Annotated in this window: 27 protein-coding genes and 1 pseudogene; 12 read left to right on the top strand and 16 right to left on the bottom strand. The window is 61.7% G+C overall.

The features are described from left to right. Window position 1 precedes the first annotated feature (1 nt). From ACZ92H_RS09965 to ACZ92H_RS09955, 3 genes are all read right to left on the bottom strand, one after another. Window positions 2–367: a response regulator gene (locus ACZ92H_RS09965; RefSeq protein ID WP_086143773.1), complete on the bottom strand. Its 366-nt coding sequence runs from the start codon at window positions 365–367 to the stop codon at window positions 2–4. A gap of 51 nt (window positions 368–418) precedes the next feature. Next, entirely contained in the window at window positions 419–826 is a 408-nt protein-coding gene (locus ACZ92H_RS09960; RefSeq protein WP_131373638.1) for a response regulator, read from the bottom strand. Window positions 827–911: 85 nt separating this feature from the next. After that, window positions 912–1,064, bottom strand: coding sequence for a rubredoxin (locus ACZ92H_RS09955; RefSeq protein ID WP_131373729.1), 153 nt, complete (start codon window positions 1,062–1,064; stop codon window positions 912–914). A gap of 96 nt (window positions 1,065–1,160) precedes the next feature. Between ACZ92H_RS09955 and thiD the strand changes: the two genes are divergently transcribed. Then, on the top strand, window positions 1,161–2,018 hold the full coding sequence (thiD, locus tag ACZ92H_RS09950) for a bifunctional hydroxymethylpyrimidine kinase/phosphomethylpyrimidine kinase (RefSeq protein ID WP_465049193.1): 858 nt from the start codon (window positions 1,161–1,163) through the stop codon (window positions 2,016–2,018). A gap of 46 nt (window positions 2,019–2,064) precedes the next feature. Continuing rightward, a complete protein-coding gene (gene hemL / locus ACZ92H_RS09945; RefSeq protein ID WP_131373636.1) occupies window positions 2,065–3,354 on the top strand; it encodes a glutamate-1-semialdehyde 2,1-aminomutase in 1,290 nt (429 codons plus the stop codon). A 72-nt stretch (window positions 3,355–3,426) separates the two neighbouring features. Here hemL and ACZ92H_RS09940 read toward each other — a convergent pair whose 3' ends face one another. Continuing rightward, on the bottom strand, window positions 3,427–4,143 hold the full coding sequence (locus tag ACZ92H_RS09940) for an HAD family hydrolase (RefSeq protein WP_465049192.1): 717 nt from the start codon (window positions 4,141–4,143) through the stop codon (window positions 3,427–3,429). Between the two features lie 301 nt (window positions 4,144–4,444). Then, the gene (gene corA, locus ACZ92H_RS09935; RefSeq protein WP_034746658.1) at window positions 4,445–5,410 is read right to left on the bottom strand and encodes a magnesium/cobalt transporter CorA; all 966 of its coding nucleotides are present in this window, start codon (window positions 5,408–5,410) and stop codon (window positions 4,445–4,447) included. Here corA and ACZ92H_RS09930 point away from each other — a divergent pair. Continuing rightward, entirely contained in the window at window positions 5,409–5,576 is a 168-nt protein-coding gene (locus ACZ92H_RS09930; RefSeq protein WP_465049191.1) for a hypothetical protein, read from the top strand. The two genes, corA and ACZ92H_RS09930, sit on opposite strands and share 2 nt — an antisense overlap. 46 nt (window positions 5,577–5,622) lie before the next feature. Here the strand turns inward: ACZ92H_RS09930 and mtgA are convergent, their stop codons facing one another. The 7 genes from mtgA to mpl form a co-directional block, all read right to left on the bottom strand. Beyond that, window positions 5,623–6,354 (bottom strand): monofunctional biosynthetic peptidoglycan transglycosylase, encoded by a 732-nt coding sequence (mtgA, locus tag ACZ92H_RS09925; RefSeq protein WP_465049190.1) that lies wholly within the window; start codon window positions 6,352–6,354, stop codon window positions 5,623–5,625. Then, on the bottom strand, window positions 6,351–7,178 hold the full coding sequence (gene aroE, locus ACZ92H_RS09920; protein WP_465049189.1) for a shikimate dehydrogenase: 828 nt from the start codon (window positions 7,176–7,178) through the stop codon (window positions 6,351–6,353). Before aroE ends, mtgA begins: the two co-directional genes overlap by 4 nt. A gap of 11 nt (window positions 7,179–7,189) precedes the next feature. Further along, complete coding sequence (locus ACZ92H_RS09915) at window positions 7,190–8,047, bottom strand: energy transducer TonB family protein (protein ID WP_131373728.1); 858 nt, start codon at window positions 8,045–8,047, stop codon at window positions 7,190–7,192. Window positions 8,048–8,184: 137 nt separating this feature from the next. Next, a complete protein-coding gene (locus tag ACZ92H_RS09910) occupies window positions 8,185–10,272 on the bottom strand; it encodes a ribonuclease catalytic domain-containing protein (RefSeq protein ID WP_465049188.1) in 2,088 nt (695 codons plus the stop codon). A 2-nt stretch (window positions 10,273–10,274) separates the two neighbouring features. Next, a complete protein-coding gene (locus ACZ92H_RS09905; protein ID WP_131373631.1) occupies window positions 10,275–10,889 on the bottom strand; it encodes a chorismate--pyruvate lyase family protein in 615 nt (204 codons plus the stop codon). Then, complete coding sequence (locus ACZ92H_RS09900; RefSeq protein WP_465049186.1) at window positions 10,886–11,470, bottom strand: YqiA/YcfP family alpha/beta fold hydrolase; 585 nt, start codon at window positions 11,468–11,470, stop codon at window positions 10,886–10,888. Before ACZ92H_RS09900 ends, ACZ92H_RS09905 begins: the two co-directional genes overlap by 4 nt. Next, window positions 11,467–12,807, bottom strand: a complete 1,341-nt coding sequence (gene mpl, locus ACZ92H_RS09895; protein WP_465049247.1) for a UDP-N-acetylmuramate:L-alanyl-gamma-D-glutamyl-meso-diaminopimelate ligase — start codon at window positions 12,805–12,807, stop codon at window positions 11,467–11,469. Before mpl ends, ACZ92H_RS09900 begins: the two co-directional genes overlap by 4 nt. 146 nt (window positions 12,808–12,953) lie before the next feature. Between mpl and ACZ92H_RS09890 the strand changes: the two genes are divergently transcribed. The 8 genes from ACZ92H_RS09890 to ACZ92H_RS09855 all read left to right on the top strand — a co-directional run bounded on the left by ACZ92H_RS09890 (window position 12,954) and on the right by ACZ92H_RS09855 (window position 19,952). Beyond that, entirely contained in the window at window positions 12,954–13,595 is a 642-nt protein-coding gene (locus tag ACZ92H_RS09890) for a hypothetical protein (protein ID WP_131373628.1), read from the top strand. A 27-nt stretch (window positions 13,596–13,622) separates the two neighbouring features. Then, complete coding sequence (locus tag ACZ92H_RS09885; protein ID WP_465049184.1) at window positions 13,623–14,174, top strand: TlpA family protein disulfide reductase; 552 nt, start codon at window positions 13,623–13,625, stop codon at window positions 14,172–14,174. A gap of 82 nt (window positions 14,175–14,256) precedes the next feature. Then, window positions 14,257–14,694, top strand: coding sequence for a type II 3-dehydroquinate dehydratase (gene aroQ / locus ACZ92H_RS09880; protein ID WP_034746628.1), 438 nt, complete (start codon window positions 14,257–14,259; stop codon window positions 14,692–14,694). A gap of 91 nt (window positions 14,695–14,785) precedes the next feature. Continuing rightward, entirely contained in the window at window positions 14,786–15,253 is a 468-nt protein-coding gene (gene accB, locus ACZ92H_RS09875; protein ID WP_086137068.1) for an acetyl-CoA carboxylase biotin carboxyl carrier protein, read from the top strand. A 103-nt stretch (window positions 15,254–15,356) separates the two neighbouring features. Next, window positions 15,357–16,772, top strand: a complete 1,416-nt coding sequence (accC, locus tag ACZ92H_RS09870; RefSeq protein WP_131373626.1) for an acetyl-CoA carboxylase biotin carboxylase subunit — start codon at window positions 15,357–15,359, stop codon at window positions 16,770–16,772. Further along, a complete protein-coding gene (prmA, locus tag ACZ92H_RS09865) occupies window positions 16,769–17,713 on the top strand; it encodes a 50S ribosomal protein L11 methyltransferase (protein WP_465049183.1) in 945 nt (314 codons plus the stop codon). The genes accC and prmA overlap by 4 nt, the downstream gene beginning before the upstream one ends. Window positions 17,714–17,721: 8 nt before the next feature. Next, window positions 17,722–19,002: a DUF3426 domain-containing protein gene (locus ACZ92H_RS09860; protein WP_465049182.1), complete on the top strand. Its 1,281-nt coding sequence runs from the start codon at window positions 17,722–17,724 to the stop codon at window positions 19,000–19,002. An 11-nt stretch (window positions 19,003–19,013) separates the two neighbouring features. Next, complete coding sequence (locus ACZ92H_RS09855; RefSeq protein ID WP_131373623.1) at window positions 19,014–19,952, top strand: carbohydrate kinase family protein; 939 nt, start codon at window positions 19,014–19,016, stop codon at window positions 19,950–19,952. Window positions 19,953–20,051: 99 nt separating this feature from the next. Here the strand turns inward: ACZ92H_RS09855 and ACZ92H_RS09850 are convergent, their stop codons facing one another. Beyond that, a complete protein-coding gene (locus ACZ92H_RS09850) occupies window positions 20,052–20,585 on the bottom strand; it encodes a YggT family protein (RefSeq protein ID WP_465049181.1) in 534 nt (177 codons plus the stop codon). A gap of 381 nt (window positions 20,586–20,966) precedes the next feature. On the opposite strand from ACZ92H_RS09850, the gene ACZ92H_RS09845 reads away from it, so the two are divergent. Then, entirely contained in the window at window positions 20,967–21,977 is a 1,011-nt protein-coding gene (locus ACZ92H_RS09845) for a hypothetical protein (RefSeq protein ID WP_465049180.1), read from the top strand. Window positions 21,978–22,738: 761 nt separating this feature from the next. Here the strand turns inward: ACZ92H_RS09845 and ACZ92H_RS09840 are convergent. The 3 genes and pseudogenes from ACZ92H_RS09840 to ACZ92H_RS09830 all read right to left on the bottom strand — a co-directional run. Further along, a pseudogene (locus tag ACZ92H_RS09840) lies at window positions 22,739–23,547 on the bottom strand (ribonucleotide-diphosphate reductase subunit beta); the annotation flags it as partial. Window positions 23,548–23,647: 100 nt separating this feature from the next. Then, entirely contained in the window at window positions 23,648–23,980 is a 333-nt protein-coding gene (locus ACZ92H_RS09835) for a hypothetical protein (RefSeq protein WP_465049179.1), read from the bottom strand. Window positions 23,981–24,351: 371 nt separating this feature from the next. After that, the gene (locus ACZ92H_RS09830; protein ID WP_070218582.1) at window positions 24,352–25,503 is read right to left on the bottom strand and encodes a ribonucleotide-diphosphate reductase subunit beta; all 1,152 of its coding nucleotides are present in this window, start codon (window positions 25,501–25,503) and stop codon (window positions 24,352–24,354) included. Between the last annotated feature and the right edge of the window lie 9 nt (window positions 25,504–25,512).

The following is a 25,512-nucleotide window of genomic DNA, read 5'->3' as shown; positions in this document are numbered from 1 at the left end:
GTCAGGACAGCGCCGCGATCTTCGCCAGCAGGTCGGCTTCGACCACCGGCTTGACCAGGTAATCGCGCGCGCCCTGGCGCAAGCCCCAGATGCGGTCCGTTTCCTGGCTCTTGCTAGAGCAGATAATCACCGGCACGTCCTGCAGTTCCGGATCGCGGGCGATCGCGCGCGTGATCTGGAAGCCATTCGCACCGGGCATCACCACATCCATCAGGATCAGGTCGGGCCTGGCCTGCTTCAGCTGCGCCAGCGCGTCGGCGCCGTCTTGCGCCGTCAGCACGGCGTAACCGGCACGCACCAGCATCTCGCTCAGGTAGTAGCGCTCTGTCGGCGAGTCATCGACGATCAGAATTGTGTGTATGGCCATCTGTGTTTTACTTCCTTGCTGCGGTAATTGAGTCATGCTCGATGAATCATACTAAAAATGGCCGGCCAGGTGCTGCCGCACGGCGGCCAGCAGCGCCTCGGGCGCCAGCGGCTTGGCCAGACAGGCGCTGGCGCCCGCCATGGCGCCGCGCGCGCGGTCAAACAGCCCCTCCTTCGACGACAGCATCAGCACCGGCGTGGCGTGAAACGCCGCACTGGCCTTGATCAGTGCGCACGTGCGGTAGCCATCAAGGCGCGGCATCAGGATATCGCACACGATCAGGGCCGGCCGGCAATCGCCGATCTTGGCCAGCGCATCGAAGCCGTTTTCCGCCACCACCACGCGATAGCCCGCTTCGCTCAGCACCTTGCCGGCCGCGCTGCGCACGGTGGCGCTGTCGTCGATGACCAGGATCGTCACGCCGCCGGACGCCGCCTGGGGCGCTAAAGGATTCGTCATTTGATTATTCGGCAATCTTTCATACCATAGCACAGGCGGCTGCCCTGCCACGGGCGGCAGCGGCATGCTTGTGCGTCATGCTTGATTAAATGGCCACCATTTCGAAATCATCCTTGCGCGCGCCGCATTCAGGGCAAGTCCAGTTCATCGGCACATCGGCCCAACGCGTGCCGGGAGCGATGTCTTCATCGGGCAGGCCAGCCTCTTCATCATAAACCCAGCCGCAAATAAGACACATCCACGTTTGGAATTGCTGCGTTGTTTCGTTGCTACTCACGTTCTGCCACCCTTCAATCAAGTAAAATGCTGAATTAGGTATCTTAATCTACCCGCCGTGCAAAACCAAACTTCTCCCCTCATATTAAGCTTCGGCGTGTCCGATCCCGTCGGCGCGATCGGCATCCAGGCCGATCTGGCCACGTTTTCAGCCTTCGGCTGCCATGGCCTGTCGGTCACCACGGGCCTGCTGATCAGCGATACGGCGCGCGTGGAAGACGTGCAGGCCGTCGACCCGGACTGGGTCTCGGACCAGGCGCGCGTGCTGCTAGAGGACATGTCGGTGGCCGCCATCAAGATCGGCGCGCTGGGCAGCGTGGAAAACGTCACGGCCATCGCCGAAATCGTCTCCGACTATCCGAACGTGCCGCTGATCCTCGATCCCTTCATTTCGGCGCTGCCGGAACAGGGCATGGACGACGAGGACATCCTCACCGCCGTGCGCCAGCTGCTGATCCCGCAAACGACCTTGCTGGTGCTCTCGCCGGTGGAGCTGGAGCGCCTGGCCGAGACCTGGCGCGACGCCGACCCGGACGACACCCTGCAAAACGATGTCGACTACCTGGTGGCGCTGGGCTGCGAATACGTGCTCGTCACCGGCATGCCGGCAGACGCCAGCAAGGCCGGCACGGCCGAAGGCAAGCTGCGCACCAATACCCTGTTCGGCGAAGACGGCGTGGTGCGCCAGGACGAATGGCGCCACCTGCCCGGCATCTTCAACGGCGCCGGCAGCACCCTGTCGGCAGCCGCCACCGCCCTGCTGGCCCTGGCGGAGAATGAAGACGACGTGCCGCAGGCCGTCGTGGCGGCGCAGGAATTTACCACCGGCGCGCTGGCGCACGCGCAGCGCCACGGCATGGGCAAGCTGGTGCCGAACCGGCTGTTCCAGCTGCAGCGCCAGCCCGGCGCCCAATAAAGCACAGACGACACAGACAACGAACCACTTTCAAGGCACGATTATCATGACGACGACTTCACAGAACGACATCCTGTTTACCCGCGCGCAAAAAACCACGCCAGGCGGCGTCAATTCGCCCGTGCGCGCCTTCCGCTCGGTGGGCGGCACGCCGCGCTTCATCACGCGCGCCGAAGGCCCTTACTTCTGGGACGCGGACGGCAAGCGCTATATCGACTATATCGGCTCCTGGGGGCCGGCCATCGTCGGCCACGCCCACCCGGAAGTGGTGAAGGCAGTGCAGGACGCGGCCGCGCTGGGCCTGTCGTTCGGCGCGCCGACCGAAGGCGAAGTGCTGATGGCCGAGGAAATCACGCGCCTGGTGCCGTCGATCGAGCAGGTGCGCCTGGTGTCGTCGGGCACGGAAGCGACCATGAGCGCCCTGCGCCTGGCGCGCGGCGCCACGGGACGCGACAAGATCGTCAAGTTCGAAGGCTGCTACCACGGCCACGCCGATTCGCTGCTGGTGAAAGCGGGCAGCGGCCTGCTCACCTTCGGCAACCCGACGTCGGCCGGCGTGCCGGAAGACTTCGTCAAGCACACCCTGGTGCTCGACTATAACAACGTGGAACAGCTGAAGGACGCCTTCGACAGCTTCGGCGCGGAGATCGCCTGCGTCATCGTCGAACCGGTGGCCGGCAACATGAACCTGGTCAAGGCCACGCCGGAATTCCTGCAAGCGATGCGCGAGCTGTGCACGCAGCATGGCGCCCTGCTCATTTTCGATGAAGTCATGTGCGGCTTGCGCGTGGCCCTGGGCGGCGCGCAGGCGCTGTACGGCATCACGCCGGATCTCACCGCGCTGGGCAAGGTAATCGGTGGCGGCATGCCGGTGGCGGCCTTCGGCGGCAGCGCGGCGCTGATGCACCACATGGCGCCGCTGGGCGCCGTCTACCAGGCCGGCACCCTGTCGGGCAACCCCGTCGCCGTGGCGGCCGGCATGGCCACCTTGAAACTGATCCAGCAGCCGGGCTTCTACGAGCAGCTGGGCGCCACAGCCCGGCGCCTGGCCGAAGGCCTGACGGCCGCCGCGCAGGAAGCGGGCGTGGTCTTCTGCGCCGACTACATCGGCGGCATGTTCGGCATTTATTTCAGCGCCACGCCGCCGACCAGCTATGCGGAAATGATGGCGGGCGACCGCAGCAAGTTCAACGCCTTCTTCCACGCCATGCTCGACGAAGGTGTGTACTTCGCGCCGGCCGCCTTCGAGGCGGGCTTCGTCTCGGCGCAGCACGACGATGCCGTCATCGACGCCACCATCGCCGCCGCGCGCAAGGTGTTCGCCAAGCTGGCGTAAGACAGCGCCCTGACAAGACCTGCTGCGCGGCCGCGCCTTGCGGCCGGCGCGCGGCGGTACTGCCAGCTGCCGCTACACTGTGGCGTCTTGCAGCAGTTTCGCCACCAGCGCCGGCAGCTTGCCCATGTCGTTGAACACGACGTGCGCGCCGGCCGCTTTCAGCCTATCTTCCTGGCCCGGCGCGATATGTCCGCCGCCGATGAATCCCAATACCGTCGTACCTGCCGCCACGGCCGCCGTCACGCCCGTGACGCTGTCTTCCAGCACCAGGCACTGGCCTGGCGGCACGCCGAAGGCGGCCGCCGCCGCCAGATACACGCCCGGATGCGGCTTGGCATGGCCCACCAGGTCCGGCGTGAACACGCGGTTCTCGAACAGGGGCGCCATGCCCGTGCGTTCCAGCGCCGACAGTACGCGCGCGCTGACGCTGTTCGAGGCCACGGCCTTGGGCAGGGGAATCGCGGCCAGCGCCTGCGCCACGCCGGGCACGGCGCGCAACTGCGCGTCGCAGGCCGCGTCGACGGCATTGCCGATGGCCATGATGTCATCGGCCGGCAATTGCGGCAGGCCCAGTTCCTTGTAGATATCCTGCATCAGCGGCACCAGGCGCTGGCCCAGGCGCGGCTCGATCAAGCCTTGCAGGGTGACGCCTTCGGGCAGGTTCGGCAGGCGCGGGCCCAGCAATTCCAGCAGCGCCTGCAGGGCCACGGCCTCGCTGTCGATGAGCACCCCGTCGCAGTCGCTGATCAAGTGGGTAAAGCGCGGTGGGGTGGTGGCGGTATCAGGCATGGATTCTCCAGAAGACAACGGTGACGGGAAATGCGGCAGCCGGCCGGCAATGGCCGGCGCCGCAACAAGCATAGGTGGAACAGGCGGGCTTGGCCACGCCAAAAGCAGGCCGGGAGCGATACTTTTTTGCAAAGCAGGCGGCACACGGCAGCGGGAAGGAAGCGGAAACAGCGCAATACCACTTCAATACCACGCAATACCAGTGATTATCGCCGATTTTTGAAATTGCTGCGTTCGCCAGCGCATGCGGGACGGCCCCGCTGACGGCACTGGAGCGCGGGCGCGCCCCAGTTTCTGGCATTTACTTCAGCCAGCCCCGGTGGCGGAAGTACAGGAAGGGCGCGATGGCGCTGGTGATCATCAGGCCCCAGGCCCACGGATAGCCGAACGACCATTCCAGCTCCGGCATCAGCTTGAAGTTCATGCCGTACACGCTGGCGATCAGGGTCGGCGGCAGGAAGGCCACGCTGGCCACCGAGAAGATCTTGATGATCTTGTTCTGGTTGATGTTGATGAAACCGACGGTGGCATCCATCAGGAAGTTGATCTTGTCGAACAGGAAGGACGTGTGGCCATCGAGCGATTCGATGTCGCGCAAAATCTGCCGCGCCTCCTCGAACTGCTCGGAATTCAATAGCCGGCCGCGCATCAGAAAACTCACGGCGCGGCGCGTATCCATCATGTTGCGGCGGATACGGCCATTCAGATCTTCCTCGTGGGCAATCGCGTTCAGCGCTTCGGCCGCGTGCGCATCGGTAAATTCCTTTTGCAGCACGCGCGTGCTGACTTCTTCCAGGTTCTGGTAGATGCCTTCGAGCACGTCGGCCGAATATTCCGCATCGGTGGCGTACAGGTCGAGCAGCACGTCCATGTAGTCGGCAATCGAGCCGGGCCGCGAGCGAGCGCGCATGCGCACCAGGCGGAACACGGGCAGGTCGTCCGTATGCATGGAAAACAAAATCTTGCGGGCAAGAATGAACGCCACGGTGATGACGCGCGATGGGCCATCGTCCTCTTCGCGCAGGAAATCCGTGCGCAGGTGCAAGTCGCCGTTTTCCGCTTCGTAATAGCGGGCCGACGCTTCAATATCCTTGACTTCGTCTTCGCCCGGCAGGGTGACGTTGTAGATGGCCTTGACCCAGGCCCGTTCGTCATCGGTGGGGTCGGTCAGGTCGACCCACACCGGTTCGGCATTTTCGAGGTCTGCGCGGCTGTCGATCGGCACCTGGTTGAGCCGGCCATTCTGTAATACAAAGACATTGATCATGCGCGCTCTCAGCCGGATGTTAGGTTATCGTGATGTGCTGGCGCTGGCGCCAAAAATGAAAACAGCGCAAGTGTACCCGCAAAGGCCTTTTCACGACCACCCCTCCACCATGCTTTTTCACGGAAAATGTGCAGCAATGCACCATTACGATGCTGCGTCGCAATAATGCCGATTCGACAGTTTTAATGTAATGCAAACAAAGCCGGCCACCATCAAGGCAATTCGGCCGCACCCATGCGCCGCAGGATGACGCTTGTGCGCCGGTTCAGATAGCCCGTGTCGCGGTGGCGGTCGTAAAAGCGGGGATTCGGCAGCATCACGGCCAGCTTCGCCGCCTGCGCCGCGCTCAGGCTGGCTGCGCTGACATGGTAATAGTGGCGCGCCGCCGCTTCGGCGCCGAAGATGCCCGTGCCGAACTCCACCACGTTCAGGTAAATCTCGAAAATGCGCTGCTTGTCCATCAGGCTTTCCAGCATGTAGGTAATGATCAGCTCCTGGCCCTTGCGCACGTAGCTGCGCGAACCGGACAGGAACAGATTCTTCGCCAGCTGCTGCGTGATGGTGGAGCCGCCCGCCACGACCTTCTGCTTCTTGCTGTTTTTTTCATATGCCTTTTGCAAGGCATCCCAGTCCACGCCTTCGTGCTCGGAAAAATTCGCGTCTTCCGAGGCGATGATGGCGCGCTTCAGGTTATTCGAGATGCGGTTGTACGGCACCCACGTCTGCTGGATGGTGGCGTTCGGATTTTTTTCCTGCAAGACGGACAGCTGTTCGCGCATGAAGGCCGTGCTGGATGGATTATGGTCGACCCACCACCAGATTTGCAGGAAGAAATACAGTTGCACGGCGATGAATGCCAGCACGGGAACGATGAACAGCCACTTGATCCAGCCGTAGCGGCTGCCGCTGCCGCCCTTGCGGCTGGCCTTCCTGGCGGCGTTCACAGGGCACCGCGCAGCTGCGCCAGCAAGTCCTGCGTCCGCGGCCGCACGCCGCGCCACACGTAGAATGCTTCGGCCGCCTGCTCGACCAGCATGCCCAGGCCGTCGCGCACTTGCGCGCCATGCTGCGCGGCAAAGTCCATGAACACGGTGGGCTGCGCGCCATACATCATGTCCAGCGCCAGGGTCTGGCTGCCGAAGATGGCGACGGGCACGGGCGGCAGGTCGCCCGCCAGGCTGGCCGAAGTGGCGTTGATGACAATATCAAACTGGCCTTCGGGCTGGTCGAAACCGCCGGCGCGCAGCTGTCCGGGATGGCTTAGCGCATCGGCGAATTGCGCCACCAGCGCGGTGGCCGTGGCCACGGTGCGGTTGGCAATCACAATTTCCTGCGGCCCCTGTTCCAGCAAGGGCAGCACCACGCCGCGCGCGGCGCCGCCCGCGCCCAGCAGCAGGACGCGCTTGCCGGCGATGGCCACGCCCGCATTGCGCACGATATCGGCCACCAGGCCGGCGCCATCGGTGTTGTCGCCAAGAATGACATCGCCATCGAAACGCAGGGTATTCACGGCGCCGGCCGCCCGCGCGCGCGGCGTCAGCTGCGTGGCCAGCGCGCAGGCGTCCAGCTTGAACGGCACCGTCACGTTGGCGCCCTTGCCGCCCTCGGCGGCAAAGCTGCGGGCGGCCAGCGCAAAGCCATCGAGCGGCGCCAAGCGGCGTTCGTAGACGACGGGTTCGCCCGTCTGCAGGGCAAAGGCGGCGTGGATCAGGGGAGACTTGCTGTGGGCAATGGGATTGCCGAAGACGCAATATTGATCAGGATTCATTTCGTTTTTGCTCAATTGCTGCCGCCTGTCAGGTTAGCTTCCATTTTTTCTTCGCGGGTAAATTTGAAGCGGGTAATGACCACCCACAGGTCATCCTTATCGCTCGACAACATATTCGGCGGGAAACGGCCGAATGGCGCAGCGCGGCGCACGATGGCCAGGGCGGCCGCGTCCAGAGCCGGGTTGCCCGAACTGCGCTCCACGCGGGCGCCGCCTTCCTTCTGGTAAATCGTTCCATCCTGGAAGATGGGGATGTACACGACCAGCTCGCCATACATCTTGCGGCCGTTCTTTTGCGGGAAATTCAGGGTGCCAATTTCCTCGATGCGCTTTTGCAGGGTCTTGTAATACATGGCATAGCCGACCTCCTGCGTGCTGGGGGTAATGAAGGTCTTGCGGGGACGCTTGTTCTGGTCTTCCACCGTCTGGCTGATCTCGGCCGCCATGCGGGCGATGGCTTTGCTGCTTTCCATCAAGTCCGAGCCGGAGGCCATGGGGTTGGGCTTGTCTTTTTCCGTGACGGGCGCGGCGCTGTAGGGCGTGGGCTTGGCCGCCTGCGTCAGCAGCTCCTGCTGCTTCTGTTCCAACTCGGCAATGCGGCGGGCGCTGGCCTTGACGCTCTCGCCCTCTTCCACCTTGCGCATGTCGGGCAAGGGCGACTTGGCGCGGCCCTTGTCGGCCTGGCCGCCACCGTCCAGATTGGCTTGCGCCAGAGCCTCGGCCTTCAGCGGTTTGCTGGCATGCTTGGCGTTGACCAGGATGACTTCCAGGCCGGGATCGGTGGCGACGGCCCGCTGCGGCGCCGGGGCGACAAAATGCGTCGCCAGCAAGGCGCCGTGCGCCAGCAGCGATACCGCCACGGCTATCATCAGGAAACGATTCTCTCGGAAAGACTTCACGCGCAACCCAGTTCGCAACAAGCACAAGATACAAGATGGCTGAATTCTACGTCAAAGGGCGGTGCCGGCAACAGTTTTCGGCACCGCCTGCTGTCCTTGCGGAAGCCTTACTTGACCTCTGGCTCGCTGACCACGTCTTCGCTGGCCAGTTCCGCCACTTCCGCATCGGCATCGCTGACCTGGTTGGCCGCTTCCGGCGACGGCTCGGCCGCCACGCCACCCTCTTCCGCCACGTCGTCACCCGTCTCTTCCTCGTAGTCCAGCTCGGCATCGGCCGCCGCATCCGGCACGGCGGCGATTTCCAGCAGGCGCGCTTCGATGCTCAGGTCCACCTCGTCCCAGCGCAGCAGATCCAGCTTGACCTGGGCGCCGCGCGCCACCGATGGCATGCCCGGCAGCTTGATGACGAGTGGAATGTCGACCAGGCGCAGGATTTCATCCTTCAGCACGACGGCGTCGACCTGGCGCGCGTTTTCCTGGTGCAGCCAGCGCAAGCACCAGTAGCGTTCCATGTTCGACTGGAAATCGCCGTATGCGGCATACGCCGCGTCAAACGCCGAGACGATGGCGAACAGGTTCGCGTCGCGCGGCTTGAACGGGGCCACCAGCGGTGCCGTCACGCCGTGCTCGGCGCAGGCGATGATTTGCCACTGGTTTACCAGATCGGTATACCGGCGCAAGGGCGAAGTGCTCCACGCGTACTGGTCCACGCCCAGGCCCTGGTGCGGGGCCGCATGGGTGACCATGCGCACCTGCATCTTTGCCGCCCAGCTATTGCCCGTGCCGCCGCCCTGGCTGCGGTAGATGCCCGGCACGCCATGGTCGTGCAGCATCTTGCCCCAGGTGCTATTGGCAAAGATCATCAGTTCAGCGACGATCTTGTCCAGCGGCGCGCCACGCTTACGGCGCGCCACAGTGACGATGTCGTTTTCCACATAGAAGTTGAAATCGACGCGGTTGTTCTGCTCCGGCTTCAGGCCGAACGCTTCGCGCTTCTTCATGCGGCCCTGCTCCAGCTGCTGCGCCCATTGCCACAGGATGGCAAAGTCGGCCTTGTGGGGATATTCTCCCTCGCCGCTGGCCAGGGTTTCCTCGTTGACCAGGTCATCGAGCTGGTTGTGGCGCAAGTTGCTGGCGATGGGCACCAGCTCGGCGACGGTGTGCGTACTGACGACAGCCCAGTCCGCCTTCGGATCGAGGGTGGCGTACAGCGACAGGGCCGGGCACGTCGTGCCTTCGGCCAGGGTGAAGGCATTGACGACTTCATCGGGCAGCATGGTGATCTTGTCGCCTGGCATGTAGACGGTGGACATGCGCTGGCGCGCCATCTTGTCGATCACGTCTTCCGGGCGGATGCCCAGGCCCGGCGCGGCGATGTGGATGCCGACCTTGATCGTGCCGTCCGGCAATGGCTGCACGGAGAAGGCATCGTCGATCTCGGTGGTGGTCACGTCGTCGATGGAGAAGGCGGCCACGTCGGCCAGCGGCAGCTTGGCCGTCACGGCCGGCACGGGCACGTTCGGGAAGCCGGCACCTTTCGGGAAATTCTCGAAGAGGAATTTCGACAGGTGCAGGTCTTTCGGCGAAGCAATACCACCGACGGCCAGCATCAGGCGCGCCGGCGTCGTGTGCAATTCCGTGCACGCCGCTTCCAGCGCCTTGTATTCGATCGTGTTCTTGTCCGGCTTGAACAGCAGTTGCAGCACCATGGGCTGCATTGCGGCAGGCAGGCGGTTCTGTTTCAGTTCTTCCACGTACGCGGCCTGCACCAGCGCCTGCTGCTTTTTCTTTTCGATGCCGGCCAACGCCGCTTTCAACGACGCTTCCGGCGCCGCCTTGTAGCGGCCACGGCCCTTCTTGTAGAAATACACGGGCGCAGAATGCAGGGCCAGGATCAGGCCGGCCGCTTCCGGCGGCAGGGGGGCATGGCCGAAATATTCGGCGCCCAGTTCGGCAAAGCCGAATTCGTCTTCGCCCGCCACTTCCCACAGGAAATCGAGGTCGATGTCCGCGGCCACGGCCTTGGCTTGCTCCAGCAGTTCGGCCGGAGCCGGCTTTTCATACTGCAGCAGCACGTCCTTGGTCTTGACCTTGGTGCGCTTGCCGCTGGCCATTTCGACCTGGTAAGCCTCACCCGCTTGCGACAGGACCGTGCCGACCTTGAAATCGCCGGATTCTTCAAAAAATAGATTCATTGTTATGCTTTGTTTATTAATGTGTCGGTTGCAACGGCGCGAGTGACGGGACTCAACTCAAACACCGCCGGCAGAAATACTTCGGTTACCAGCAACAATCCCTGGTGACGCTGGTACAGGCAGCGCCGGGCAAAAAAGAGCGACTTGTCATCCGCACGCGCCCCGTCGAGGGCCAGCGCCGCCTGCGCCCGCCGCACCAGCGGATGGCCGGCGCGCAGCCGGGCAAATTCGAGCGGGCCACGCCGCACCATGCGGTCGCCGAACAGGGTCGTGCCCAGCGAGCGCTCGCCCAGCGCGGAAAACAGGGGCCAGTCGGTGGCCGTCGCCTGCATGGGCACGACCGTGTGGCCAAACACGGCCGGCTGCTGATCACAGCGCAACAGCACCTCGCGTTCCCAGACCCGGCCCGCGCGGTGCAGGCCAATGATGCTGGCCTCGTCACTGAGGCAACGCGCTGTTTCTTGATGCAAACATTGCACGCGGAATGCCTGGCTGTGCGCCTTCAGCTTGGCCGTCAGCGAACCACCGCCCGTCAGCCAGTGGCGCAGGGCGGGCGGTGCATTGACGGCATTCACGTGCGCATGCCATTGCGCCTGGCGCAGCGAACCCGGCCTCACCGGCCCGCTTCCGCGTCGATGCCGCAAAAGGCCAGTACGGGCGCCACGTAATCGGCAAATTCGCTGATGCCGTGATCGCTGCCCTCGATGACGATCTGGCGTGCCCCTGGATAATGCGCCAGCATGTCGCGGTAGTCGAGCACTTCATCGCCGGTGGCGGCAATCAGCATATAACGTTGCGGCTCAGTAATTTTCTCTACAGCAAACGCACGCAGCTCCTCAATGTATGCGCGCTTGAACTCGAATGGCTTGTCCGAATGAAACTCGGTCGTCACGCCTACATGTTGCTCCAGGTCGATCAGGGGCACGATCGCGGGATTGAGCAGCACGGCGCGGCAGCCCAGCTGTTCGGCCAGCCAGGTGGCATAGTAGCCGCCCAGCGAGGAGCCGATAATCGTCAGGTCAGCGGGCGCCGCATTGTTAACCAATGACAAGGCCAGCTCGATGGCCAGTTTCGGCGAGGCCGGCAATTGCGGGCACAGCCATTCATCCGCGCGGTCCAGCGCCTGCATCTGCGCGGCCAGCAGGCGCGACTTCATCGACAGCGGCGACGAGCGGAATCCGTGCAGGTACAGAATCATCGGCCCAGCGCCTCCAGCAGTTTCTGGTGCACGCCGCCAAAGCCGCCATTGCTCATGACGACGATCTGGTCGCCGGGACGGGCGCTTGCCGCCACGGCGGCCACCAAGGTGTCGATGTCTTCATACGCGCTGGCGATCTTGCCCAGCGGCGCCAGGGCGTCGCCCAGGCTCCAGCCCAGCGCTTGCTGGCTGCCGAAGCCGAAGACCAGGTCCGCATCCTTCAGGCTGCCTGGCAGCGCATCTTTCATGGCGCCCAGCTTCATGGTGTTCGAACGCGGCTCCAGCACGGCCAGGATGCGGCCGCTGTTGCCGATTTTTTGCCGCAAGCCGCCCACGGTGGTGGCAATCGCCGTCGGATGATGAGCGAAATCGTCATACACGGTAATGTTGTTGACCACGCCGCGCACTTCCATGCGGCGCTTGACGCTCTCGAAGGTGGCCAGCGAGGCGCACGCCTGGGCGATGGGCACGCCCACGTGGCGCGCGGCGGCGATGGCCGCCAGCGCATTGCTGCGGTTATGCTTGCCCGTCAGGGCCCACGCCACATGGCCTTCCTGCCGGCCATTGAAGAACACGTCGAAGCTGCCATCGGCCTGCTCTTGCAGTTGCCAGTTGGCATCTTGGCCGAAACTTTCCTTTTCGCTCCAGCAACCGCGCGCCAGCACGCGCTGCAACGATGCTTCGTCGCCGTTGAAGACGAGGCGGCCAATGCCGGGCACGGTGCGCACCAGGTGGTGGAATTGCGTCTCGATCGCGTGCAGATCGGGGAAGATGTCGGCGTGGTCATATTCCAGGTTGTTCATGACGGCCGTCTTCGCATGGTAATGCACGAATTTGCTGCGCTTGTCGAAGAAGGCCGTGTCATATTCATCCGCTTCGATGACGAAGAAGTCCGAATCGGCGCTCTTGCCGTCGATCTTGCCGCTGAGGCGGGCGGAAATGCCAAAGTTCATCGGCACGCCGCCGATCAAAAAGCCCGGCGCGTAGCCCGCGTCTTCGAGTATCCACGCCAGCATGGCCGACGTGGTGGTCTTGCCATGCGTGCCGGCCACGGCCAGTACCCACTTGTTGCGTAATATATGTTCGCCGATCCACTGCGGGCCCGACACGTACGGCAGGCTGCGGTTGAGGATTTCTTCCACCAGCGGGTTGCCGCGCGAAACCACATTGCCAATCACATACAAATCCGGGTTCAGCCTGGTTTGTTCGGGGGCGAAACCCTGGATCAGTTCGATTCCCTGCGATTCCAGCTGGGTGCTCATCGGCGGATAGACGTTGGCATCGCAACCGGTGACTTTATGGCCGGCTTCCTTGGCCAGGACGGCCAGGCCGCCCATGAAGGTACCGCAAATGCCGAGGATATGAATATGCATGTGATCAGTGCGAAAGGTGCGCGGTTAAGTAATTGGGTGAGAAAAAAACAGCAAGTGTGAGATTTTACCCGACGCCATGGCTTTTTCCGCTTCGGAGTATCATCTCGCTCATGACGACTGATGCATTTGACGATAGCGCGCTCGTGCGCCTGGAAATTGCCGCCGCTGCCGCGCGCCTGGTGGCGCAGGACGGCGCCGACTATGGCAGCGCCAAGCGCAAGGCGGCGCGGCAAGTATTGGGCGATGCACCCAGCCGGCCCAATGTACTGCCCGACAACGACATGATCGAGGAACAGGTGCGCCACTATAACGCCCTGTTCCTGGCCGACAGCCAGCCGGCGCGTTTATTTCAGCTGCGCACCATCGCGCTGCAGGTGATGGAAGCCTTGCAACAATTCCATCCCCTGCTGAGCGGCCCCGTGCTGAATGGCACGGCCGGCCCGCACGACGAGATCTATCTGCAGCTGTTTGCCGACAGCGCCAAGGATATCCACATCTTCCTGCTGAATAAAAATGTGCTGCTCGACATGTCGGAAAGCCCGCATTTCAAGGGAGCGCGTTATGATGCGGTCGAGACCGCCAGTTTCTTGTGGAAAAATGAAGGCGTGCACGCGGCCATGTATGAACTCGACGACATGCGCGGCGCGCTGAAGGCCAAGGACGGCAAGGTGCTGCGCACCGATATTGCGGGACTGCGCAGCCTGCTCGCCGCCAGCCTGGCGGACCGGCAAGCGGATCACCCCGACCACTGACATAGATAGAAGATAGATTAAAGAACCATGACAAAAAAGAACTGGATCGCCTGTGCCATCGTTGCCCTGATGTTCGGCGGCATGGGTGCCTATGTGGGCATGCATAAAGAGAAAGAAAAGGCGGCGCCGGTGACAACCACCATCGCCCCTGGCGCAACGGGTCCCGTAAACGAACTGTATGCACTGTCGCTGCCGGACGCGGCAGGCGCCACGCAAGCATTGTCACAATGGAAAGGCAAGAACCTGCTGGTGAATTTCTGGGCGCCATGGTGCCCGCCGTGCGTGGAGGAAATGCCGGAGTTATCCGAATTGCAAGGCCATTATGCGGCAAAAAACCTGCAAGTGATCGGCATCGGCATCGATTCGGCCAGTAATATTGCCACCTTTGCCAGCAAGTTCAAGATCGCCTATCCTGTGTATGTGTCCGGCATGAGCGGCACCGACCTGTCGCGCCATTTTGGCAATGCCACGGGCGGTTTGCCCTTTACGGTGCTGATCGGCGTCGATGGCGAAGTCAAAAAGACCTATCTGGGGCGCTTGAAATTCGATCAGTTGCGCGCCGATCTGGACAATTTGTAAATTCGGAGCGTGCTTTTTTCTCTTGCCAATGCGTATCTTTGGCGGCAAAATGCGGAACTTTCGCTAAAACGGTCTTCCATACATGGCAAAAAACCTCCTTCTGCTCAACGGCCCCAACCTGAATTTGCTGGGGACGCGCGAGCCTGAGGTCTACGGCGCCAGCACCTTGGCCGATATCGAACAGGCAGCGATGGCGCAAGCCATGGCGGCCGGTGCCGACCTGGTCTGCTTTCAAAGCAACCATGAAGGCGCGCTGATCGACCGTATCCATGCCGCGCGAGCGGAAGGGATCGATGCCATTGTCATCAATCCGGGCGGCCTGACCCATACCAGCGTCGCCTTGCGCGATGCGCTGGCCGGGGTCGCCATCCCGTTTGTGGAAGTCCATATCTCGAATATTTATCAACGCGAGACGTTTCGACATCACTCATTTCTCAGCGCGATCGCGCAGGGGACGATCTGCGGGCTAGGTATCGATGGATATCGGTTTGCCATCGACTTTGCGCTTAAAAAACGTTAATCTACGCGATCTGCACGCATTTAGCGCGGCGATAGGTTCTTGGACATCACCGCATCACTCATAAAACAAACTACATTCCTAGGGGTTTTACATGGATCTACGAAAACTCAAGACCTTGATCGACCTGGTCGCCGAATCGGATATCGCAGAGCTGGAAGTTACCGAAGGCGAAAGCAAGGTTCGCATCGTCAAATCGTCGGCCATGCCGCAAAACCAGATGGTCATGATGCAGCCGCAAGGCATGCAAGCCCAATACCAGCCAGCCGCGCCAGCCGCCGCGCCAGCACCTGCAGCTGCCGCCGTCGTGGTTGCCGCCGAGCCAACCGGCTATGTCGTCAAGTCGCCGATGGTCGGCACCTTCTACCGTTCCTCCGCGCCTGGCAGCGCCGCGTATGTCGAAGTGGGCTCCACCGTCAAGGAAGGTGATACCCTGTGCATCATCGAAGCGATGAAGCTCCTGAATGAAATCGACTCGGACAAAGCCGGCGTCGTGACCCAGATCCTGGTCGAAAACGGCCAACCGGTCGAATTCGGCCAACCCTTGTTTGTGATCGGCTAAAAACCAGTCCACACGGCCGGCAACGGCCGTTTGCAGTTTTAGCCCCTCACACTTGTTGTTTCGCCGGCTCGCCGGCTCTCACAGACATACGCGAACCTATACCATGTTTGAAAAAATCCTGATTGCCAACCGTGGTGAAATTGCCCTCCGTATTCAGCGCGCCTGCCGCGAAATGGGCATTAAGACGGTTGTAGTCCACTCCGAAGCCGACAAGGACGCGAAATACGTCAAGCTGGCCGACGAATCCGTTTGTATCGGGCCGGCACAGTCCGCCCTGAGCTATCTGAACATGCCCGCCATCATCAGCGCCGCTGAAGTGACGGATGCGCAAGCGATTCACCCAGGCTATGGCTTCCTGTCGGAAAACGCCGACTTTGCCGAACGCGTCGAAAAATCGGGCTTCGTCTTCATCGGCCCCCGCTCCGAGTCCATCCGCCTGATGGGCGATAAGGTATCGGCCAAGCAAACCATGATCAAGGCCGGCGTACCGTGCGTACCCGGCTCGGAAGGCGCGTTGCCGGACGATCCGAAAGCGATCGTGCAAATTGCCCGCAAGATCGGCTACCCGGTCATCATCAAGGCCGCCGGTGGCGGTGGCGGTCGCGGCATGCGCGTGGTGCACACGGAAGCTGCCCTGATCAACGCCGTGGCGATGACCAAGACGGAAGCCGGCACGGCCTTCGGCAACCCTGAAGTGTATATGGAGAAGTACCTGGAAAATCCGCGCCACGTGGAAATCCAGATCCTCGCCGACGAACACAAGAACGCCGTCTGGCTGGGCGAGCGCGACTGCTCCATGCAGCGCCGCCACCAGAAGGTGATCGAAGAAGCACCGGCGCCGGGCATCCCGCGCAAGCTCATCGAAAAAATTGGCGACCGCTGCGCCGAAGCCTGCCGCAAGATCGGCTACCGCGGCGCCGGCACGTTTGAATTCCTGTACGAAAACGGCGAGTTCTATTTCATTGAAATGAATACCCGCGTGCAAGTGGAACATCCCGTCACCGAGATGATCACCGGCATCGATATCGTGCAGGAACAGATCCGCATCGCCGCCGGCGAAAAACTGCGTTACCGCCAGCGCGACGTCATGCTGTCGGGCCACGCTGTCGAGTGCCGCATCAATGCGGAAGATCCGTTCAAGTTCACGCCATCGCCAGGCAAGATCGTGTCGTGGCATGCGCCGGGCGGCCCGGGCATCCGCGTCGACTCGCACGCCTATGCCGGCTACTACGTGCCGCCGCACTACGACTCGATGATCGGCAAAGTGATCGCTTACGGCGCCACGCGCGAACAGGCGATTCGCCGCATGCAGATCGCCCTGTCCGAAATGGTGGTCGAAGGCATCAACACGAACATCGCCCTGCACCGCGAACTGATGATCGACGCGCGCTTCATCGAAGGCGGCACGAATATTCACTATCTGGAACAGAAGCTGGCCGACATGCCGGACCTGGGCAAGAACCTGAATAGCGGCAGCCCCAGCATCGCCAAGAAGTCCGAAATCAAGGCGGGCGCATGAGCTGGACTGAAATCGTCATCGAAATCGCCCGCGACAACGCCGAGGCCATGTCCGACGCATTGATGGAAGCGGGCGCCCTGTCGGTGTCGGTGGAAGACGCCGACGAAGGCACGGAAGCCGAGCAACCCCTGTTTGGCGAACCCGGCATGGAACCGAAGGAAGCGGCGTGGGAACGCAGCCGCGTGGTGGCGCTGACGGACGTTGACGCCGACCAGGCCGCCATCGTGGCGACCGCCGCGCAAGCCGTCGGCATGACGGAGGCGCCCGCGTTTTCCGTGCGCCCCGTGGAAGAGCAGGACTGGGTGCGCCTGACCCAGTCGCAATTCGCGCCGATTCACATCGGCAAGAATATCTGGGTCGTGCCCAGCTGGCACGAGGCACCGGACCCTGACGGCCTGATCCTGGAACTGGACCCTGGCCTGGCCTTCGGCACGGGCAGCCACCCGACCACGCGCCTGTGCATGGAATGGCTGGAAGCGCATCCCGCGCCCGGCAAGACCGTGCTCGACTACGGTTGCGGTTCCGGCATCCTGGCCATGGTGGCCAAGAAACTCGGAGCGGCAACGGTCGCCGGCGTGGATATCGACCCGCAGGCGATCGAATCGGCGCGCGACAATGCCGAGCGCAACCAGTGCGAGATCGAATATTTCTTGCCAGACACGTTTGCCACCTCGGCACACGCCACGGCCAAATTTGACATCGTCGTCGCCAACATCCTGTCGAGCCCATTGAAACTGATGGCGCCGATGCTGTCGGGCCGCGTTGCCGATGGCGGCGCCCTGATCCTGTCCGGCGTGCTGGCACGCCAGGCGGAAGAAGTGGCGGCTGCCTACGCGCCGTTCATCGAGCTGGGTGTATGGGCCGAACAAGATGGCTGGGTGGCGCTGCATGGCCGCCTGGGCAGCACGCACGCCCCAGCGCCCCGCGCGGAAGGTGCATAAGCACAGCAATGGCCCTCGCCACCAAATGCCCCCATTGCAACACGATATTTCGGGTCGCTGCTGACCAGTTGAAGTTACGTGGGGGCATCGTGCGCTGTGGCACGTGCAGGGAAGTCTTCGACGGCAATGCCGCACTGGTCGATCCAGCTGCGGCATCGCCGTTTTTAACGTCCGGCCCCGCTGCCGCGCCGTTGTCCACGTCCCTGCCGGCCCCTTACCCGCCGGACGACAGCCTGCCGTCCGCGACGGACGACGAACCCATCTATTCCCTCGACTTCGACACCTCGTTCGACCCGTTCGGCATCCTGCCGGAAACGGCGCAACTGAAGGATGACGAAGACGACGAACACATCGAGCTGGACCTCGACGTGGGCCTGCCCGCCGAGGCGCTGGCCGAGCCGCCTGCCGCCGAACCGCGCAATACGCCTGTCGAGGCCTCAAAAGCGTCCCCTGAAAAAACCCCGGCCGACCTGCCGGAACCGGAACCGCCGCTGCCCCAGCCGATGGCGCCTTTCAGGCGCCGCCAGGCCGACGACGCGCCCGCCTTTGCCACGTATTTGCGCGACAGCCGCCGCGAACCGAGCCTGGACGCCGGCGCCGCGCCCGTACTGCCGGCCGCCGGCAAGGTCAGCCTGGACAAGCCTGTCCCGCCGCCGTCCGTGCGCCAGGAACCGACCCTGGCCGACCGCTCCTTCGAAGCGCTGCCTGCCGCCGTGCTACCTGAAGCCGCCGGGGATCAGGAGGAAACACCCGTGCCGCCCGCCGACGAGGAACCGGCCTTCGTCACCCAGGGCCGGCGCCGCGAACAGAGTGGCAAGGCCCTGCGCGCGGCCATGGCCCTCGGCTCCGTCGCGCTGCTGCTGTTATTGCTGCTGCAAGTGATGACCACCTTCCGCAATCCGCTGGCAGCGCAGTTCCCGCAGTGGAAGCCGGCCCTGGTGGCGCTGTGTGCCATGAGCGGCTGCCAGGTCGACTTGCCGGCGCAGATCGAGGCGCTGTCCATCGAGCAGGGCGAATTGCAGACCTTGAAGGAGCAGACGTTTTCGTATGTCTCGCTGCTGCGCAACCAGAGCCGCAGCGTGCAAGCCTGGCCCAGCATCGAACTGATCCTCAATGATGCCAATGACAAGCCCGTGTTACGCCGCGTCATCGCGCCGCGCGAGTACCTGCCGGCCACCATCGACGTCAGCCAGGGTTTTGCGCCGCGCTCGGAACAAACCATCAAACTGTATTTCGCATTAGACCAGCTCACGGCGTCTGGTTATCATATCGCCATCTTTTACCCTTAACCGACACTATCATGACCAAAACATCGTTGATCTGCGGCTCGCTTGCCACCGACACCATCATGCAATTTCCCGGCCGCTTCGGCGAATCCCTGCTGGCGGACCAGTTGCACAAAGTAAACGTGTCCTTCCTCGTGCCCACCATGCGCACGGAATTCGGTGGTTGCTCGGGCAACATCGCCTACAGCCTGAAAATGCTGGGCGGCGAGCCGCGCATCGTCGGCGTCATGGGACAGGACAGCGCCGCCTACCTGGAGCGCCTGCAAAAGCTGGGCATTTCCACCGCCAACATCCTGATCAAGGCCGACAGCTACAACGCGCAATGCTTCGTCACGGCCGATGCGGACAATAACCAGATCAACGCCTTCCATCCGGGCGCCATGGCGTTCGCGCATGAAAACCCGATCGCCAACGCGGGTCCGGCCAGGGTGGCCATCATTTCGCCGGACGGCGACCTGGGCATGCTCAAGCACGCCGCCGACCTGGCCGAGCTGGGCATCCCCTTCATGTTCGACCCAGGCCAGCAATTACCGCGCTTTGATGGCGCCCAATTGATCGACTTCATCAACAAGGCCACCTATGTGTCCGCCAACGACTATGAAATCGAAATGTTGATGGAACGCACGGGCTTGACCCTGGCGGACATCGCCAGCCGCCTGGACGCGCTGATCATCACGCGTGGTGAAAAGGGTTCGGAGATTTATACGGACGGCAAGCGCATCGACATTCCTGTCGTGGCTGCCAAAGAAGTGCTGGACCCGACGGGCTGCGGCGACGCCTACCGTGCCGGCTTGCTGTTCGGCATCACCAACGACCTGGGCTGGGAAACCAGCGGCCGCCTGGCCAGCCTGCTGGGCGCCATCAAGATCGCCACCCAGGGCGCGCAAAACCATGTGTTTACACAGGAAAGCATCGCCGACCAGTTTGAAGCGGCGTTCGGCTATCGCTATTAACAGATAGCTTGCATCCCGGGGTCAGACCCTCGCCAGCGCTGGCGCAAAGCTCAGCGCGAACCTGCGAGGGGATCTGTCCCCTGCCTTGCCTGCAAGGCCCTATCTCACCACAAAAATCATTCCCACCAGCACTTGCGCGATCTGCAGCAGGATCAGCGCGACCAGCAGCGACAAGTCCAGGCTGCCGACCAGCGGCACGACCTTGCGTATCGGACGCAGCAGCGGCTCGTTCAGGGCCCGCACGAAGGGCGCCAGCGGCGCATGCGGGTTGACCCAGCTGAAGATGGCTTCAATGATCAGCAAGGCCATGAAACCGTAGAGTATCCATTGCAGGAAACGTTGCAGCGACTTGAGCAGCACGGCCTCGAACGGATAGCCGGAAATCAGCAGGACCGTACTGGCCAGCAAGACGATCAGGAACGCGCCAATCAGGCTGGCCCAGTCATACCCGCCCACGCCAGGTACCACGCGGCGCAGGGGGCGCACCAGCCAGTCGGACAATTGAAAGGTGAATTGCGCCACGGACGACGGCGGCCGCACGCGCACAGCCTGCATCCAGAAGCGCAGCAGCAGGACGCCGCCCAGCAAGGTGGCGATGGTATCAACGATCAATGTAAGGATTACGATCAGCACGACTAATTCTCCAAAAAAAAACCGCTGTGTGATTGAGTCACACAGCGGCGTGTTGCCTCATCCAGGCATCCGTATCGTGAAAATTACGATGGGCGGGTGCTGGTTGGGAATGGCCAGGCTGCGGCCGGTGCCAACACGGTTTTTGCTACAGGTGCGATAGGCGCCGATGGCTTGGCGACAGGAGCTGCCTTCTTCGGTGCGGCCTTTTTAGGCGCGGCCTTCTTGGCGGCTGGCTTGGCGGCCACGGCGGCTGGTGCCGCTGGAGCTGCTGCTGGCGCCGGCGCGGCCGGTGCTACTGCCGCGACTGGCGCTGCGGCTGGCTTGGCGGCAGGTTTCGCTGCGGCTTTCGCTGCCGGCTTGGCGGCTGGCTTGGCGGCTGGCTTGGCTGCAGCTTTTGCTGCCGGCTTCGCTGCTACCTTGGCCGCTGGCTTGGCTGCCGGTTTTGCGGCTACCTTGGCGGCAGGTTTCGCTGCAACCTTGGCTGCCGGCTTGGCTGCCGTTTTTGCTGCTGGCTTCGCTACTGGCTTCGCTGCTGCCTTGGCGGCTGGCTTCGCTGCAGCTTTTGCTGCTGGCTTGGCTGCTACCTTAGCCGCTGGCTTGGCTGCCGCCTTGCTTGCTGGCTTGGCTGCCGCTTTTGCTGCAGGCTTGGCCGCTGCCTTGGCCGCTGGCTTCGCTGCCGCCTTGGCTGCTGGCTTCGCTGCTGCCTTGGCGGCCGGCTTGGCTGCTGCCTTGGCGACGACTTTTTTCGCTGCCGGCTTGGCTGCTGCCTTGGCGGCCGGTTTCGCTGCTGCCTTGGCGGCCGGTTTGGCTGCGGCTTTTTTCACCGCTGGCTTCGCTACAGCTTTTGCTGCTGGCTTGGCTGCCGCTTTTGCTGCCGGCTTCGCTGCTGCCTTGGCGACGACTTTTTTCGCTGCCGGCTTGGCTGCTGCCTTGGCGACCGGTTTTGCTGCCGGCTTGGCTGCAGGTTTCGCTGCGGCTTTTTTCACTGCAGGCTTGGCTGCTGCCTTGGCGGCAGGTTTCGCTGCCGCTTTTGCTGCTGGCTTGGCAACGGCTTTTTTCGCCGCTGGCTTGGCTGCTGCCTTGGCGACAGGCTTCGCTGCAACTTTCGCTGCTGGCTTGGCTGCCGGTTTGGCTGCGGCCTTCGCCGCCGGTTTCGCTGCGGCTTTGGCGACTGGTTTTGCGGCTGGCTTGGCAGCCACTTTTGCTGCAGGCTTGGCTGCGGCTTTGGCGACTGGTTTTGCGGCTGGTTTGGCTGCGGCTTTGGCAGCTGGTTTAGCGGCAACCGGCTTGGCTGCGGCTGCCGGCTTCTTCGCGGCAGGAGCAGCCTTGGCGGCTGGTTTCTTTACTTCTGATTTCTTAGCGGCTGTTGCCATTTGTCTCTCCTTCATCTGAGATGAGAAATTTAAGCTACAAGATTTAAACCCGTCCGACCCACCACAGGGATAGGCCAGGCGAATTATTCATCGGCACAAACGGTCGTTTGCGCTAATGAATTCGGCACCAGCTGAACTGCTGCAACTCCTCACGTTTGCAGCACTTCAGCCATCGTCGGTGCCACCCTGCTTTATCTCGCAGCTGGTGGCAAAGTCTGAATTCGGTCATTCGTTTTCGATGCCGTGCGTTTTTTCGCTCCTCGCATCGCGCTCGCTACAACACCTAAGCGTCAAATAAAAAACCGCCATGCCTGAAAAAATTCGGGCACGGCGGCAGACGAAAACGGTGTGGTTTTGTGCATATCCGTGTAAATCTGTATCCCTGTTTTGCGAGGTTTTTTCGTTACCGCGCTGGTTAAAAAACCCCGCATTCTAACGCTCGCATTTGCAATCTCATAAAGTACACGAAAACCTTGTCAATGCGCAACCGGCACGACACGTTTTAGCGGGCTTTTTTGCACGATACGCGCGCTATCGCACAATCGCGCGCCAAATGCCGCCGCCAGCGTGTCCGGAAACGATATTTTCAGACTGCGATGCGGCCGCGCGCGGCCTCTGAAAAAACTGGCGCAAGCCGTGTCGCAGCGGCCGATGCCCGCGCATTTTTGCGCCGTGCCGGCGACGCTTTCCGACGTGCCGCGGCGACGGGATTTTTCTGGCGCCGGGACGAAAAAAAAGCGCCGTCATGTGACGGCGCTTCGGGTGTTGGAGAGCGCTGGCTTATTCCCAGTTCAGCGCGCCGCCGGTCTGGTATTCCGTCACGCGCGTCTCGAAGAAGTTACGTTCCTTCGTCATGTCGATCATCTCGCTCATCCACGGGAACGGGTTTTCTTCCTGGGCGAACAGCGGCTCGATGCCGATCTGCTGCGCGCGGCGGTTGGCGATGAAGCGCAGATAACCCTTGAACATCGGCGCGTTCAGACCCAGCACGCCGCGCGGCATGGTGTCTTCCGCGTAAGCGTATTCCAGTTCCACGGCCTTCATGAACAGATCCTTGATCTCTTCGCGGAAGGCGGCCGTCCACAGCTGCGGGTTTTCCATCTTGATCGTGTTGATCAAGTCGATGCCGAAGTTGCAGTGCATCGATTCGTCGCGCAGGATGTACTGGTACTGTTCCGCCGCGCCCATCATCTTGTTCTGGCGGCCCAGCGCCAGGATCTGCGTGAAGCCGACGTAGAAGAACAGGCCTTCCATCAGGCAGGCGAAGACGATCAGCGATTTGAGCAGCTTCTGGTCGTTTTCCACCGTGCCGGTGACGAACGCCGGATCGGTCAGGGTGTTGATGAACGGGATCAGGAATTCATCCTTGTCGCGGATCGACTTGACTTCGTTGTAGGCGTTGAAGATCTCGCCTTCGTCCAGGCCCAGCGATTCGACGATGTACTGGTAGGCGTGCGTGTGGATCGCTTCCTCGAACGCCTGGCGCAGCAGGTACTGGCGGCATTCCGGCGCCGTGATGTGGCGTCGTAGAGGGAGCTGCTCTGCACGATGTTGTTAGTGGCCAGAGGGTCGGTGGTCACGAAAAGCCCACTCGTTTCCGGACACAGACAATGCAAAAGATAGCTATCACATCATCGTTACCCAAAAAATGCAAAAAAAATGCGCCGTAAAATTTACGGCGCATTGAGCTTATCGAAGTTTATTCGACTGTGATAGTAATGAAGCAGCTAGGGCTTTGGTATCGTCGCTGTACTTACTGCTTTGCAGCACTTGCGACGCCTTTGCCTCCATCGCCTTTCCTGTCTGGTATGCGCCTTGTACCTGTGCCAATGCCGAACCAGCCAAACTCTTAGCCACCGCAGAGGCATTCGGATTTTTCAAGGTCTCTGCGGCTTGGGAGGCAATTCCCGTTGAGGTTTTTTTACTATTAAATGTCATGATAAAACTTTCTAAGTCGATATCAAAAGGTACGTATGAGTGAGTTAAACTCAAAAATTCGTTCTTTACTCCTACAAGGTTCAAGTTGCATTTGCATCATGAAAACTATCCAAATCCCCTAACGAGGACGGCAAAAAACCGTCCTCGTTAATCCACTATCGCGAGCGTGGAGACCGGCAGTGCTCACTCACAATTTCAAGCTTTCCAAAGCGGAAGCGCCAGTATTGCGTCACATGCACGGACTTGGGATAGGCACAGATTTTCATGTGTCGTTCCTTTCATCGCATACCTCGATGATGAACTTGAGCCTTGCCATATCGGCTTTCGAAGTTTAAACTTCGGCTTCTAGTACATAGAAATAGCATCAAGAGAAAGCCAGAGGTTGTTGTTTGGCCTTCTTTTCCCTAAAGTCCCATGAGCTGCAACTCATGGGACTTTTTCATTTCCTTATCTAATTATTCCCAGTTCAGCGCGCCGCCGGTCTGGTATTCCGTCACGCGCGTCTCGAAGAAGTTACGTTCCTTCTTCATGTCGATCATCTCGCTCATCCACGGGAACGGGTTTTCTTCCTGGGCGAACAGCGGCTCGATGCCGATCTGCTGCGCGCGGCGGTTGGCGATGAAGCGCAGATAGCCCTTGAACATCGGCGCGTTCAGACCCAGCACGCCGCGCGGCATGGTGTCTTCCGCGTACGCGTATTCCAGTTCCACGGCCTTCATGAACAGATCCTTGATCTCTTCGCGGAAGGCGGCCGTCCACAGCTGCGGGTTTTCCATCTTGATCGTGTTGATCAAGTCGATGCCGAAGTTGCAGTGCATCGATTCGTCGCGCAGGATGTACTGGTACTGTTCCGCCGCGCCCATCATCTTGTTCTGGCGGCCCAGCGCCAGGATCTGCGTGAAGCCGACGTAGAAGAACAGGCCTTCCATCAGGCAGGCGAAGACGATCAGCGATTTGAGCAGCTTCTGGTCGTTTTCCACCGTGCCGGTGACGAACGCCGGATCGGTCAGGGTGTTGATGAACGGGATCAGGAATTCATCCTTGTCGCGGATCGACTTGACTTCGTTGTAGGCGTTGAAGATCTCGCCTTCGTCCAGGCCCAGCGATTCGACGATGTACTGGTAGGCGTGCGTGTGGATCGCTTCCTCGAACGCCTGGCGCAGCAGGTACTGGCGGCATTCCGGCGCCGTGATGTGGCGGTAGGTGCCCAGCACGATGTTGTTGGCGGCCAGCGAGTCGGCGGTCACGAAGAAGCCCAGGTTGCGCTTGACCAGGCGGCGCTCGTCGTCCGTCAGGCCGTTCGGGTTCTTCCACAGCTCGATGTCGCGCTGCATGTTCACTTCCTGCGGCATCCAGTGGTTGGCGCAGCCGGCCAGGTATTTGTCCCATGCCCACTTGTACTTGAACGGCACCAGCTGGTTGACGTCGGTCTTGCCGTTGATGATGCGCTTGTCGTCGGCATTCACGCGGCGCGCGACTTGTTCGGCGTTCGCTTCGGACGGCTCGGCACCGGCCGGCAGGTTCAAATCGGTATTACCCAGTGGCGCTTGCTGCGCCGGACGCGGCACAGCTGCCGACGTGGTTTCATCATCCCATGACAACGACATAATCTTCTT

The sequence above is a fragment of the Janthinobacterium foliorum genome, assembly GCF_978021625.1.
The sequence above is the reverse complement of the archived record's forward strand: the minus strand, read 5'-3'. Positions and strand labels throughout refer to the sequence as shown.